This window comes from Ochrobactrum sp. 19YEA23 (genome assembly GCF_029909865.1).
Classification (GTDB): domain Bacteria; phylum Pseudomonadota; class Alphaproteobacteria; order Rhizobiales; family Rhizobiaceae; genus Brucella; species Brucella gambitense.
The window spans coordinates 736822-751224 of sequence record NZ_JASAMQ010000001.1; the positions used below are offsets into that span (position 1 = coordinate 736822).

Below are 14403 nucleotides of genomic sequence, written 5' to 3' on the forward strand. Positions count from 1 at the left end.
AATTCTGTGCCGTATGGCGGTAGCGCCTTGTAATTATTCGTCAATCGCGTTCAATGTCGGAAGTGTTTTCCGGAGTTGCTGTGACCGACGATATTGCCCACACCGAACTGATTGCCGTGCTGGCCGCTGTGACCAGCGAACAGCCGCGCGTCATGACCGTGCGGCAGGGACAGGCCCTGCCATCTGGCCCGTTCGAAAGCGAGCACCGTTCGTTGCAATCCGGTCTGCGTGCCTGGGTACAGTCGGAAACCGCGCATCCGGTCGGCTATCTGGAGCAGCTCTACACTTTTGCCGACCGTGACCGTCACGCCCAGGGCGAACGCATCATCTCGATCAGCTATCTCGGCCTTGTGCGCGAAAGCGATGCGGCAGCGGGGCAGGCGGGCTGGCGCGGCTGGTATGATTATCTGCCGTGGGAAGATCATCGTCAGGGCGAACCGGCCATCATGGAGCATCTCAACAATGCGCTCCTTGTCTGGGCCTATCGGGCCGAAACGCCGGAACTGACCGCGCAGCGCATGCGGCGCATTGCCTTCACCTTCGGCTTTGACAATGGAGAGTGGGGCGGACGCTGGAACGAAGACCTCGTGCTGCAACGCTATGAGCTGTTGTTCGAGGCCGGTCTGGTGGCTGAGGCCGGAATGAAGGAAGACGAGAACGGTCGTTCCATGTTTGCCGATCATCGCCGAATCCTTGCCACGGCGATTGCGCGGCTGCGCGCCAAGATCAAATATCGCCCGGTGGTGTTTGAGCTGATGCCGGACAGTTTTACGCTTCTACAACTCCAACGGACTGTCGAAGCGCTGGCGGGTCTGCGCCTGCACAAACAGAATTTCCGCCGTCTGATCGAGCAGCAGGATCTCGTCGAGGAAACTGGCGAAAGCGACAGCGAAACAGGCGGTCGCCCGGCAAAACTGTTCCGTTTCCGCTACTCGATTGTCGAGGAACGCGCCCTTTCCGAGCGCCATCTGGCTGGAGCCAAGCTGCCAATCTCCCGCGATTGACAATATACTCGAATCGAGTATAAGTTCATAAACATGAAATGCTCAGATTGAGTATAAATGGGCATGCCCGCGCATTTCCAGCAAAAGCGCAAAACGCTTTCGTGTGAGGTTGATGCGTAAACGCATGTCGATGAGCTGGGAGGCTCGCACATGAACGATCATGTTTCCGTTTCGCAACTTTATGACCGCGTGGCCAAGGTGCTGCCCAAGGCGGAATGGCTGGGCTTCGAAGACGATGTCGCGGCCATTCTCGAGCTGAAGAAAAAGCGCAATGCCGTTATCCTTGCGCATAATTACCAGACACCGGAAATCTTCCACTGTGTGGCCGATATTGTCGGCGACAGTCTGGCGCTGGCGCGCAAGGCTGCGGAAGTCGATGCCGATGTAATTGTGCTGGCGGGCGTGCATTTCATGGCCGAGACGGCCAAGCTGCTCAATCCCAGCAAGACGGTGCTGATCCCGGATATGGCTGCGGGCTGTTCGCTGGCCGACAGCATCACCCCTGAAGATGTGGCGCTGTTGCGCGAGGCGCATCCCGGCGTGCCGATCATCACCTATGTCAACACATCTGCTGCCGTGAAGGCGGCATCCGATATTTGCTGCACCTCCGGCAATGCCAAAAGGATAGTGGAATCGCTTGGCGTACCGCGCGTGCTGATGATCCCCGACGAGTTTCTGGCGCAGAATGTGGCGCGCGAAACCGATGTCGAAATTCTCGCCTGGCATGGCCATTGCGAGGTGCATGAGCGGTTCACGCCAGACGATATTCGCGAATTGCGCGAAAGCCATCCCGGCGTTGTGGTTCTGGCGCACCCCGAATGCCCGCCGGAAGTGGTGGCGGTCGCCGATTTCGCCGGTTCCACGGCGGTCATGTCGGACTATGTCGGCGAGAAGAAGCCGCGGCGCGTCGTGCTTTTGACCGAATGCTCCATGAGCGACAATGTTGCCGTTGATCACCCGGATGTCGAGTTCATCCGCCCGTGCAATCTCTGCCCGCATATGAAGCGGATCACGCTCACCAATATTCGCGATGCGCTGGAAAACAATCGCCATGAAGTGACTGTCGATGCCGCATTAATGGAACCTGCCCGGCGCGCCGTCGAGCGGATGTTAATGGTATGAACACGACCCCGGTCCTTATCATTGGCAGCGGCCTTGCCGGTCTGATGACGGCGCTCACGCTGTCTCCACAGCCAGTGTTGCTGGTAACAGCGGGAAGCCTCGGCCTGTCCGGTTCCAGCACGCTGGCGCAAGGCGGCATTGCTGCAAGCGTTGGCGCGGATGATAGTGCTGCGCTGCATCTGGCCGATACGATTGCCGCTGGCGACGGCCTGTGTGACGTGGGCGTGGCGGCAGAAATCATAGAAGCGGGCGCGGACGTCGTTGCTGCGCTGGAAGCCCATGGCGTGCACTTCGACCGCAAGGCGGACGGTTCATTTTCACTCGGTCTGGAAGCTGCCCATAGCCGCCATCGCATTGTGCATGTGGATGGCGATGCGACGGGGGCGGGCATCATGCGCGCCTTGACCGCCAAGGTTCTGGCGACGCCTTCAATCACCGTCATGGAAAACACCCGCGCTCTCCGGCTCATGCGGCAGGATGGCCGTGTCGTCGGTGCCTGTCTTGAAAATGTCGGCCCGGTTGCAGCAATTGCCGTGGTTCTGGCGACGGGCGGGATCGGCGGACTTTATAACGCAACAACCACGCCGCTCGGTAACCTAGGACAGGGGGCCGCATTGGCTGGCCGCGCAGGCGCTGTGCTTGCCGATATGGAGTTCGTGCAATTCCATCCGACCGCGCTAGCCGTTTCCGCGCCGCGTCTGCCGCTGATCAGCGAGGCCGTGCGCGGGGAAGGCGCTCAACTTGTCAATGACCGCGGCGAGCGCTTCATGGCGGATGTTCCGGGCCGCGAGCTTGCGCCCCGTGATGTGGTGGCGCGCGCCATCGGCAGCGAGATTGCGCAAGGGCGCAAGGTCTATCTCGATGCGCGCACGGCGCTGGGCGCGCGTTTTGCTACGCGGTTTCCCGGTATCGATGCGCTTTGCAAGCAGCATGGCACCGATCCGTCCTGTGATCTGATCCCGGTCAGACCGGCCACGCATTACCATATGGGCGGGATCTGGACCGATGCCGATGGGCGCAGCAGTCTGCCGGGTCTCTGGGCCGTGGGCGAAGCGGCCTGCACCGGCTTGCACGGCGCCAACCGGCTTGCCAGCAATTCGCTGCTTGAAGCCGCCGCCATGGGGCTGCGCGCCGCCCGCGCGCTTGGCTGTGAAGAGGCGGTCACCGTACGGCATCCCGTGCCGGTCAGCCTGCCGCAGAGTGCCGATCCCGAGCCGGTTCGGCGCGTCGTTTCCAACCACCTTGGCCTGCTGCGTGATGAAGAAGGTTTGCGCTCTGCAATCACCACCCTTCTCCCCCTCGCGGAGACCGACGATGCCGCAGCCGTGGCGCTGGTCGCTGCGGTTGCGGCATTTGAACGGCGCGAGTCGCGCGGCAGCCATGCCCGCACCGACCACCCGCAGAAACATGCGGAGGCCAAGCGCCGCTTCCACACCTTCGAGACGGCATTCGCGCTAGCCCGCGACATCGCCGCCCCCGAAACCTCACTTCAACGAATTCCAAGGACTGCATGATGAACCTGCCGCGCTTGTCTCCGCTTGTCGTCGAACCGCTGGTGCGCGTCGCACTTCTGGAAGATCTGGGGCTGGCTGGCGATATTACCAGCAATGCGGTGGTGCCGGAGGATCACCGCTCGGCCATGCTGTTCAGTTTGCGCCAGCCGGGCGTTATCGCCGGGCTGGATGTGGCCGAAATGGCCTTTCGTCTGGTCGATCCGGATGTCACATTCGAACGTCTGGCGCGGGATGGTCAGTCTCTCGAAAAAGGGGCCGATGTCGCCCGCGTTTCAGGCTCCTCCCGCTCCATTCTGGCGGGGGAGCGGACCGCGCTCAATTTCCTCGGTCATCTCTCCGGTATCGCGACCGCCACGGCCAATCTGGTCAAGGCGGTTCAGGGCACAAAGGCTTCCATTGTCTGCACGCGCAAGACGACGCCAGGGCTGCGTGCCTTGCAGAAATATGCTGTGAGGGCAGGCGGCGGCATGAACCACCGTTTCGCGCTCTATGACGCGGTGCTGATCAAGGACAATCACATCGCAGTCGCTGGCGGTGTGCGTGAGGCCATCGAACGCGCCAAGGCCGGTGCCGGTCACATGGTCAAGATCGAGGTCGAAGTCGATACGCTGCAACAGCTCGATGAAGCCATGGCGACGGGCGTGGATGCGGTGTTGCTCGACAATATGTCGCCTGCGCAATTGCGCGAGGCGGTATCGGTGATCGGCGGGCGCGCCATTTCGGAAGCTTCCGGCGGCATTACGCCGGAAACCGTGGCGGCGGTCGCTGCCAGCGGCGTCGATCTGATTTCGGTTGGCTGGACCACGCACAGCGCGCCGAATCTCGATATCGGGCTCGATTTCGAAGAGCTGAAATGAAAAAAGGGAGGCGATTGCCTCCCTTTTCCTGTTTGCAGAACTGCAAAACTTATTTTTCGACGAAGGCCTTTTCGATCACGAAATGACCGGCTTCGCTCTGGCTGCCTTCCTTGAAGCCGCGCTCTTCCAGAAGCTGCTTGGTTTCAGCCAGCATTTCCGGGCTGCCGCACAGCATCACACGATCGTCTTCCAGATTGAGTTCCGGCATGTCGATATCGGTGAAAATCTGGCCGGAGCGAATGAGATCGGTCAGGCGTCCGCGGTTCTTGTAAGGCTCGCGGGTGACGGTCGGGTAATAGATGAGCTGCTTTGCCGCCATCTCGCCGAGGAATTCGTCCTGCGGCAATTCGTTGGAGATGAAATCCGTATAGGCCAGTTCTGCCACCTGACGCACGCCATGAACGAGAATGATCTTCTCATAGCGCTCATAGGCTTCCAGATCGCGAATGATCGACAGGAACGGCGCAAGGCCGGTGCCGGTCGAGAGCAGCCACAGATTCTTGCCGGGCTTCAGATTGTCATAAAGCAGCGTGCCGACCGGCTTCTTGGACAGGATGATCTGGTCGCCAACTTTCAGATGCTGGAGCTTGGAGGTCAGCGGACCGTTCGGCACCTTGATCGAAAAGAATTCCAGCCCGTCCTCATAGAGGCTCGAGGCAATGGAATAGGCGCGGGTGAGCGGCTTGCCGTTCACTTCGAGGCCCATCATGATGAACTGGCCACTCTGGAAGCGGAAGCCCGGATCACGTGTCGTACGGAAGGAAAACAGCGTGTCGGTCCAGTGATGGATGTCGGTGACGGTTTCCTGATTAAAGTTGCTGCTCATCTTCGGAACTGTCTCTGTTGTTCTCCGGCACCACGCTTGGGAGGACGGCGCCTTATGGATTGGGTCGGTTGGTTTGGTCTTTATCGGTCATTGCTGCGGCCCGCCCGCATAGATGCAACTCCGTGGAGTTTGCATCCTGTGCAGGCAGGCCGCTTTGATCGCAATCAATATAAGCGCGTCAGGCTGCCTTCAGGGTGGCTTCCGCGAATTCGTAGTTGGCCAGCTTGTCGAGGAAGTTCGTTACATAGTCAGGCCGACGATTACGGAAATCGAGATAATAGCTATGCTCCCAGACATCAAGCCCTAATAGCGCCTTGCCTTCGCCGGTTGCCAGCGGATTGGAGCCATTTGGCGTCTTGGTGACCTTCAACTTGCCGTCATTGGCCAGAACCAGCCACGCCCAGCCCGAGCCGAACTGGCCGACAGCCGCCGTCTTGAAGGCTTCCTTGAACTGGTCGACGCCGCCGAAATCCTCGACGATCTTCTTTTCCAGCGCGCCCGGAAGGCGTCCGCCGTTTGCCGACAGGTTCTGCCAGAACAGATCGTGGTTCAAATGCTGGCCAGCATTGTTGAAGACCGGAGCGAGATCGGCCTTGTCTTTCGCAAAGAGCACGATTTCCTCAAGCGACTTGCCCTTGAGCGCATCGTTCTTCTCGACGAAGCCGTTCAGCGCCGTTACGTAGGCCTGATGGTGTTTGCCATGGTGCAGCTCAAGCGTTTCGGTGCCCATGCCGACGCCTTCAAGAGCGTTGGTCGCATAGGGAAGCGGAGGCAAGGTGAAGCTCATTTTAGACTCCTTGATATACAACTATCTTGATAATTCAGACTGGATCGCTTAATTTAACAAGATAATGCTTCTTTAAATCGAAAACAGGCAATATGTCAAGGAATGACTTTCTAAATACAGACGTTTCGGGAGCACGTTCGCCCGCAGAACGCGTCATGCTGGCGCTCAAGATGCGCGGTGCGCAGACGGCTGCCGCAATTGGCGATCATCTGGGCACGACGGGCGAGGCGGTGCGCCAGCAGCTGGTGCGTCTGGCCGAGGAGGGTCTCGTCGCGCCGCATTCCGTTTCGCAGGGCGTTGGCCGCCCGTCGCAGTTCTGGGATCTGACGGAAACCGGCAATAAGCGCTTTCCCGATACCCATGCCGATCTGACCGTGCAGCTTCTGCATTCCGTGCGCACCATCCTTGGTGAAGATGCGCTGGAAACGCTGGTTGCGCATCGCGAGACGGAAACCCGCCGCCAGTATCATGCGCGCCTGAAAGACATGGCTTTCGACGAGCGCGTCAAGGCGCTTGCAGATATTCGCTCGACCGAAGGCTATATGGCCGATGCCGAGTGGCAGGAGGACGGTTCGTGGCTTTTTGTCGAGAACCATTGTCCCATCTGTGCCGCCGCTGATGCCTGTCAGGGTTTTTGCCGGGCCGAGCTTCAGGTTTTTGAAGCGGTTCTCGGCCCGGATGTGTCTGTTGCCCGTACCGAGCATATTCTGGCCGGGGCGCGGCGCTGCGCCTATGTGTTTACCCCAGCCAGTCCTTCCTGATCAGCACGATGCCGCTTGCGGCTGTCTTGCGCTGCGCACCAATGCCAGCGCAGACAGGAATGCCAGCGTTGACATGACGGCAAAGCCGGAGAACAGCCACATAGCGGCATTGGCGGTGCCTGCAAATCCGCCCGGATTGCTGAGGCCTGCCATATTGGCGATCATGCCTGCCAGCGATGCGCCGAGCGCAGTGGTGAAAAGCTGTACGGTGGTGACCGAAGCCGACGCCAGATTCTGGTCATCCGCATCAGCGCGTTTGAAAATACGCGTCAGAAGATGCGGCCAGGTCATGCCCACGCCAAAGCCGATGACCGCCAGCGCCAGACAGATCGGCAGCAGGCTGACCCAGTGACCGTCACTACCGACGGGGACGAGTGCCGCAAGCGTAATCATGCCTGCTATGCCCATCAGCGGTGCAGCGATGATCACCCGGTCGACACGACCGGAGGAAACACCCGAAGAACCGATAGAGCCGAGTGTCCAGCTTCCGCCCATGATGGCGGCCAGATAGCCGGCGACCAGGGGCGACTGATTGTGCAGCACCTGAAAGAACAGCGGCACGAACACTTCCGCGCTGGTTACCGAGGCGCTGAGAAAAGCAAGCGTCAGATAGAGCGCCCCGAGGCGGTGAAGGCTGAACGATCCCTTGGGAAGAATACGCCGCGACGAATTGCGCTCGATGATGAAGAGCAGGAGCAACAGCACGACAGCCAGCGCGACACCTGCCGCATTCATGACGGCATTGACCGAAATGCTGGCGGCCGAAACGGCAAGCACTGCCGCCGTCAGCAAAATGAGCTGCGGCCAGGCCAGCGGTGCGCGGCTGCCAGCATCACCGGAGGCACGTGGCAGCACGACCATGGCCATGATGGCGAAGATGCCGATCACCGGCGCCAGCGACCAGAAGGCGGCGCGCCAGATGCCAAGTTCGGCGAATATGCCGCCAATCGCGGGACCGACGAGGGTTGCAACGCCCCACATGCCGGAAACAAGGCCAATCGCGCGGGGCCACAGGTTTTCGGGGAAGACGATGCGGATCATCGCATAGGAAAGGGCCAGCATCATGCCGCCGCCAAGGCCCTGCACCGAGCGTCCGGCCAGCATGACCGGCATGGATGGCGCGAGACCGCAGGCAAGCGTACCGGCTGCAAAAATAATTGCCGCCATCAGATAGGCGCTGCGCGGACCCGCTTGCGATAACAGGCGCGGAACGAGCGCCGAGCCGAGAATGGATGCCGTCACGAATAGCGCCGTGTTCCAGGCATAATAATCCATGCCGCCAATATCGGCGACGACCGTTGGGAGGATGGTCGTCGCGATGAATACGTTGATGGCGTGCAATGCGACGCCGCCGACAAGGGTGAGCGACCGGATGGCATTCTTACCCGCAAACAGGTCTCCCCAACCGGCGGGCTGGCCGCTAGCGGATGTTTGGTCCTGCATGATTTTTTCCTTACACATATGAATCACCGGACATGGAGGGCTAAAAATGCCCGTCGGTCCGAACTGCATGCCAATCGCTACGCCCGCCACTGTAATTTGTCAAGCAAATGCTTGTTTAATTATCCAGGCGGCATTTCACGCAATGATAGAGCCGTCAATCATGCGCGGAAAGCCGGGCCAGCGCACAAAGACTTTCAATCAAATCAAGGGAGAAGCTGGTAAGGGGTTCAAATTCTGGCGAAAAGCTCTATATGAGGGCCAACCGTTTAAGGCTGACAGCCAAGACAGAAGCGATCCGCGACAGCTTATGGGGAAATTTTTCTCGATGGCGCTGTGGCGGATTTGTGTTTCTGTCACAAGCTTCCTATAAGCCTTTGAATAATTCCAGAAGAAGCGTCTGACGTTTCTTCCCAACGTGGCGACCAGCCTTGCTGGACAGGCCAGATTTCCCCATTGGACGACCCGAAGAGCCATGATCCAGACGCCTTATTACCTGATCGACAAGACCAAGCTGAAGCGCAACATGGAAAAGATCGCCTATGTGCGCGAGAAATCCGGTGCGAAGGCGCTTTTGGCGCTGAAATGCTTCGCGACATGGTCGGTGTTCGATTTCATGAGCCAATATATGGACGGCACGACCTCGTCCTCGCTCAATGAAGTGCGTCTCGGCCACGAGAAATTCGGCGGCGAAACCCATGCCTATAGCGTTGCCTATGCCGATCACGAGATCGACGAAGTCATCGCCAATGCCGACAAGATCATCTTCAATTCCATCGGCCAGCTGGATCGCTTTGCCGATAAGGCGGCGCATATCAAGCGCGGCCTGCGTCTCAATCCGGGCGTGTCGTCATCGAGTTTCGATCTCGCCGATCCGGCGCGTCCGTTCAGCCGCCTTGGCGAATGGGATGTGGCGAAGGTCGAGACGGTCATGGACCGCGTGACCGGCTTCATGATTCACAACAATTGCGAAAATTCCGATTTCGGTCTGTTCGACAAGATGCTGACCGAGATCGAAGACAAGTTCGGCTCGCTTCTGCATCGGGTTGAATGGGTTAGCCTTGGCGGCGGCATTCATTTCACCGGTGAGAATTATCCGGTCGATGAATTCTGCGCGCGCCTGAAGGCGTTTTCGGGAAAGTTCGGCGTGCAGGTCTATCTGGAGCCGGGCGAAGCCTCGATCACCAAGACCACGACGCTGGAAGTGACGGTTCTCGACACGCTGTTCAACGGCAAGAACCTCGCCATCGTCGACAGCTCGATCGAAGCCCATATGCTCGATCTTTTGATCTATCGCGAAACCGCGAAGATGGAGCCGAATGAAGGCGAGCATCGTTACATGGTCTGCGGCAAGTCGTGCCTGGCGGGCGATGTGTTCGGCGAATTCAACTTCGGTCAGGAGTTGAAGGTCGGCGACCGCCTCTCTTTTGCGGATGCGGCCGGTTATACGATGGTCAAGAAAAACTGGTTCAATGGCGTGAAAATGCCTGCGATTGCCGTGCGCGAACTTGATGGCACGGTCAATGTTGTCCGCGAATTCACCTTCGCGGATTTTGAGGGTTCGCTCTCCTGAACCCTGCGTCGCACTCATCACCAGCGACGCGAAACTTAAACTAGTTCCGCGGCGAGAGCACGGGGGACGCGAAACAGATGGCGGGAAACCGCTGGAAGAGGAAGCATCGACAGAAAATGAAGAAGAACGTTCTCATTATCGGCGCCGGGGGCGTGGCACAGGTTGTTGCACATAAATGTGCACAAAACTCTGACATATTGGGCGATATCCATATTGCGTCCCGCACGGTTGAGAAATGCCGCAAGATTATCGATAGCGTGCATGAAAAGAAGAGCCTCAAGACCGAGGTGAAGCTGGAAGCGCATGCGCTGGATGCTCTGGATGTTGAAGCCACCAAGGCTCTGATCCAGAAGACGGGCGTTCAGATCGTCATCAATGTCGGCTCGGCCTTCCTCAATATGTCGGTTCTTCGCGCCTGTATCGATACGGGCGTTGCCTATATGGATACGGCCATTCACGAAGATCCGAAGAAGATCTGCGAGACGCCGCCATGGTATGGCAATTATGAATGGAAGCACCTCAAGGAATGCGAAGAGAAGGGCATCACTGCCATTCTCGGCATCGGCTTCGACCCGGGCGTGGTCAACGCCTATGCGCGTCTGGCCGCCGACGATTATCTGGATGAAGTGACGTCCATCGATATCGTCGACATCAATGCCGGTTCGCATGGCCGCTGGTTCTCGACCAATTTCGACCCAGAAATCAATTTCCGCGAATTCACCGGCACGGTCTATTCCTGGCAGAAGGGTGCCTGGCAGTCGAACAAAATGTTCGAAGTCGGCCACACGTTCGATCTGCCTGTCGTCGGTCCGAGCAAGGCCTATATGACCGGCCATGATGAAGTGCATTCACTGTCCAAGAACTATCCGAATGCGGATGTCCGTTTCTGGATGGGCTTTGGCGATCACTATATCAATGTCTTCACAGTGCTGAACAATCTCGGCCTCCTGTCCGAGCAGCCGGTCAAGACCGCTGAAGGTCTCGAAGTTGTGCCGCTCAAGGTGGTCAAGGCTGTACTGCCCGATCCGTCGTCGCTGGCGCCGGACTATACCGGCAAGACCTGCATTGGCGATTTCGTCAAGGGCACCAGGGACGGCAAGGAAAAGGAAGTCTTCATCTACAACGTTGCCGACCATAAGGACGCTTACAACGAAGTGGGTTCGCAGGGCATTTCCTACACGGCTGGCGTTCCGCCGGTTGCGGCTGCAATCCTGATCGCTTCAGGCGAATGGGACGTGAAGAAGATGGTCAATGTGGAAGAGCTGAACCCGAAGCCTTTCCTGAACATCCTGAATCATATCGGCCTGCCATCCCGTATCAAGGATGAAAACGGCGACCGCGCGCTGGACTTCGCGTGAGGTTATAGCTTTACGCTATCGAAAAACCCCGCTTAGGCGGGGTTTTTTATTGCACGCTTTGCTCTGACTTCTACCACGCCCTCATCCTGAGGAGGCCCGCAGGGCCGTCTCGAAGGATCAAGAATGTGGCGACTGGCGTTGCGTTTCAAGTTCCATCTGGACCTCGCCCTTCGAGGCTTCGCTCCGCTCCGCACCTCAGGGTGAGGAGCAGCTCTCAGCGCCTGATTATCATTCGCCCCGGGGCCAGGTGTCCGACAGGCGATATCCGCCCGGAAATGGATCGCTCGGATCGAGCATCAGCTGCGAGGTGCCCGTCACCCATCCGCGCCCGGAAATGATGGGGCTGATGGCGGGCTTGCCGCCAAGCTCGGTCAGCCTGTCCAGCCGGCAGTGAAACTCTGTGCCAAGCACAGATTTGCCGATGAAGCGCTCACCCACTTTCATCTGGCCCTTGGCGTGCAGCACGGCCATGCGTGCCGAGCAGCCGGTCCCTGTCGGCGAACGGTCGAGCTTGGCCGGACGGATCGCCACCGTGTTGACGCCGGTCAGAACATCGCCTTCACGCGTGACCGGCTCGGTGATCTGGCAGAACGAAATGTGGTTCCAGTCCTTTTCCGGGTGGCGAAAACCAAGTTGCTCATTGGCGGCCTTGGTAATCTTCACGCCGATCTCGGCCAGTTCACGCGCCTGACCCGGCTCGATCTTCATGCCGATCTGGGCCGCCTCTATAATGACGAAACTGTCGCCGCCATAGGCCGTGTCGACGGTGAGGGTGCCAAGCCCTTCGACTTCAAGTGCCGCATCCAGCCGATCGGCGAAAGAGGGCACGTTGCGCACGCTGATGCGCTCAGCCTTGCCGTTGCGGCATTCAGCTTCCACTTCGATGAGGCCGCCCGGCGCTTCCAGCACCATGCGCGTCATCGGCTCCTGCATCGGGATAATGCCGCTGTCGAGCAGCACAGTTGAAACGCAGATCGAGTTTGAACCGGACATTGGCGGCGTGTCGGCAGGCTCCATGATGATGAAGCCCATTTGCGCACGCGAATCTTTCGGCGGAACCAGCAGATTGACATGGCGGAACACGCCGCCGCGCGGCTCATTCAGCACGAAATTACGCAGGGTTTCGTCAATGGCGATGAAGCGCGACTGCTCCCACACTGTTTCACCCGGCGGTGGCGCGACACCGCCGACGATGACATCGCCAACTTCGCCTTCCGCGTGACAGCCTACAATATGGATGACCTTGGTGCTGCGCATGGGAACCTCGCAAAATACAACAAGTATATTTGTAGCCGGGCGCAGCGCCGGGTCAATCACTTATCGGACGATAAATGGCTCTTTCACGACAGGTGCGAAAATTGGTTTCCCGGCGTGTCGGCATGTTAGAATTTACGTCTCAAGATGTGTTGCTCTTTTAAGCAAGTCTGATATCCATATGCTGCTAAATTGTGCATATCGATGCGCAGCCCGCTTGGCTCCGGATCAATTTCAGGAACATGCAAAACGTTCCCCATTGAAATTGAGCAACCCGAAAAGCTGGGGCGCCGTTGTTTTTGAAAAGCAACGCGCGGCTCTTAGCCGGCATGGGACGGTCGATGATCGTAACGCGACGCCACTCTCCTCAGATTGACCCGGTCTCTGAGTCTTTGATGTCTCGGCGCGTGGTTTTCAGGTTTTGAATCATCCGGCGGAGTGACGGCTCCCGGGGTGATTCAGGGGAGTGGAATGTGAGCAGTACAACCAATGTGGGCTTTCATGAGCCCCATCAAAACAGCGTACAGCGCTGGGGCAGAGAACTTTCCGCGGCGCTGAAACTCGGCTGGCCGCTGATCCTGACCAATGTTTCGCAAGCCGCATTGACGGCCACCGACGTGATTTTCATCGGGCGTCTGGGCAAGGATACGCTTGCCTCGGCACTTCTGGCCACGAGCTTCTACCACACGCTGGTCATCTTCTCGATGGGACTGGTCTCGGCTGTCATGCCGATGATCGCCATCGCGCTTGGCAGGAACCGCCATTCGGTGCGCGATGTGCGCCGCACGGTCCGTCAAGGGTTCTGGACGGCGATCATCATCTCGATGCCGATCTGGGTCGTGCTGTGGCATTGCGAGGAGATATTCCTGTTCCTCGGACAGCAGCCGGATATCGCTGCGCGCTCGACCGACTTCATGCACACGCTGCAATGGGCGCTGTTGCCCTATCTGTTCTACATCGTGTTGCGCTCGTTCTTCGCCGCGATGGAAAAGCCCATGTGGACATTGCTGATTGCGGGTGCTGCGATCGGCTTCAACGCGCTGGCCGGATGGACACTGATTTTCGGTCATTTCGGATTTCCGCGTATGGAACTGCATGGCGCTGGTATTGCCACCACGCTTTCCAGCCTGATGATGTTTCTTGGCATGGCGGTGATCACGCTGCGTCATCGCCGCTTCCGCCGTTATCACCTGTTTGGTCGCTTCTGGCGTCCGGACTGGCCGCGCCTGCGCGAACTATGGCGCATCGGTTTTCCGATGGCGCTGACCTTCGTGTTCGAAACCTCCATCTTCTATGCGGCTGTCGTCATGATGGGCCGGATCAGTGCGACCGCCATGGCGGCCCACGCGGTGGCGATCCAGATCGCATCGCTCAGCTTCATGGTGCCGCTCGGTTTCGGGCAGGTGGCGACCGTGCGCGTCGGGCGCGCTTATGGTGCGGGCAATCCCAAGGCCGTCGCTTATGCGGGCTGGAGCGCCTATGCGCTGGGCGTTGGCTTTATGATGATCATGGGTCTCCTGATGGTTCTGATCCCGCGCCTGTTCATCGGCGTGTTTCTCGATCTGCACGATCCGGAAAATCTGGCCGTCATGGAGCTGGCCGTCAGCTTCCTTGCGCTGGCCGCTCTGTTCCAGACGGTAGACGGTGCGCAAGCGGTTGCTGCAGGCATGTTGCGTGGCATGCGCGACACCCGTGTTCCGATGTTTCTGGCATTGCTTGGCTATTGGGGCGTGGGCCTGCCGCTTGGCGCGCTGCTGGCCTTCAAGGTCGGCATGGGCGGTCAGGGCATCTGGCTTGGCCTTGCCGCCGGGCTTGGTATCGTTGCCGTGATGATGACTTTGCGCTGGCGTAGACATCTGGCCCATATTTCCAGAACGCTTGCATAAAACAAAAATGCCGTACGGCCA

The 14403-nt window shown here is 58.8% G+C and carries 13 protein-coding genes; 9 read left to right on the forward strand and 4 right to left on the reverse strand.

The window, feature by feature from the left end:
* The first annotated feature begins 53 nt into the window (after positions 1-53).
* The 4 genes from QBD01_RS03300 to nadC all read left to right on the forward strand — a co-directional run bounded on the left by QBD01_RS03300 (position 54) and on the right by nadC (position 4497).
* Positions 54-1004, forward strand: a complete 951-nt coding sequence (locus tag QBD01_RS03300; RefSeq protein ID WP_280991586.1) for a hypothetical protein — start codon at positions 54-56, stop codon at positions 1002-1004.
* A 150-nt stretch (positions 1005-1154) separates the two neighbouring features.
* The gene (nadA, locus tag QBD01_RS03305; RefSeq protein WP_280991587.1) at positions 1155-2126 is read left to right on the forward strand and encodes a quinolinate synthase NadA; all 972 of its coding nucleotides are present in this window, start codon (positions 1155-1157) and stop codon (positions 2124-2126) included.
* Complete coding sequence (locus QBD01_RS03310; RefSeq protein WP_280991588.1) at positions 2123-3640, forward strand: L-aspartate oxidase; 1518 nt, start codon at positions 2123-2125, stop codon at positions 3638-3640. Before nadA ends, QBD01_RS03310 begins: the two co-directional genes overlap by 4 nt.
* Complete coding sequence (gene nadC / locus QBD01_RS03315; protein WP_280992099.1) at positions 3640-4497, forward strand: carboxylating nicotinate-nucleotide diphosphorylase; 858 nt, start codon at positions 3640-3642, stop codon at positions 4495-4497. The genes QBD01_RS03310 and nadC overlap by 1 nt, the downstream gene beginning before the upstream one ends.
* 49 nt (positions 4498-4546) lie before the next feature.
* Here nadC and QBD01_RS03320 read toward each other — a convergent pair whose 3' ends face one another.
* Entirely contained in the window at positions 4547-5323 is a 777-nt protein-coding gene (locus QBD01_RS03320) for a ferredoxin--NADP reductase (RefSeq protein WP_078337945.1), read from the reverse strand.
* A 178-nt stretch (positions 5324-5501) separates the two neighbouring features.
* Complete coding sequence (locus QBD01_RS03325) at positions 5502-6110, reverse strand: superoxide dismutase (RefSeq protein ID WP_280991589.1); 609 nt, start codon at positions 6108-6110, stop codon at positions 5502-5504.
* 155 nt (positions 6111-6265) lie between these two features.
* Here QBD01_RS03325 and QBD01_RS03330 point away from each other — a divergent pair, with 155 nt between their 5' ends.
* Positions 6266-6871, forward strand: coding sequence for a transcriptional regulator (locus QBD01_RS03330; protein WP_280991590.1), 606 nt, complete (start codon positions 6266-6268; stop codon positions 6869-6871).
* On the opposite strand, the gene QBD01_RS03335 is transcribed toward QBD01_RS03330, so the two are convergent.
* Positions 6872-8314, reverse strand: coding sequence for an MFS transporter (locus QBD01_RS03335; protein ID WP_280991591.1), 1443 nt, complete (start codon positions 8312-8314; stop codon positions 6872-6874).
* Positions 8315-8360: 46 nt separating this feature from the next.
* Here QBD01_RS03335 and QBD01_RS03340 point away from each other — a divergent pair, with 46 nt between their 5' ends.
* From QBD01_RS03340 to QBD01_RS03350, 3 genes are all read left to right on the forward strand, one after another.
* Positions 8361-8684, forward strand: coding sequence for a hypothetical protein (locus QBD01_RS03340; protein WP_280991592.1), 324 nt, complete (start codon positions 8361-8363; stop codon positions 8682-8684).
* 102 nt (positions 8685-8786) lie between these two features.
* Complete coding sequence (gene nspC, locus QBD01_RS03345) at positions 8787-9884, forward strand: carboxynorspermidine decarboxylase (RefSeq protein ID WP_280991593.1); 1098 nt, start codon at positions 8787-8789, stop codon at positions 9882-9884.
* A 116-nt stretch (positions 9885-10000) separates the two neighbouring features.
* On the forward strand, positions 10001-11242 hold the full coding sequence (locus tag QBD01_RS03350) for a saccharopine dehydrogenase family protein (RefSeq protein WP_280991594.1): 1242 nt from the start codon (positions 10001-10003) through the stop codon (positions 11240-11242).
* A gap of 228 nt (positions 11243-11470) precedes the next feature.
* Here the strand turns inward: QBD01_RS03350 and QBD01_RS03355 are convergent, their stop codons facing one another.
* The gene (locus QBD01_RS03355; RefSeq protein ID WP_280991595.1) at positions 11471-12499 is read right to left on the reverse strand and encodes a 4-hydroxyproline epimerase; all 1029 of its coding nucleotides are present in this window, start codon (positions 12497-12499) and stop codon (positions 11471-11473) included.
* Between the two features lie 470 nt (positions 12500-12969).
* Here QBD01_RS03355 and QBD01_RS03360 point away from each other — a divergent pair, with 470 nt between their 5' ends.
* On the forward strand, positions 12970-14382 hold the full coding sequence (locus tag QBD01_RS03360) for an MATE family efflux transporter (protein ID WP_280991596.1): 1413 nt from the start codon (positions 12970-12972) through the stop codon (positions 14380-14382).
* Positions 14383-14403: the final 21 nt, after the last annotated feature.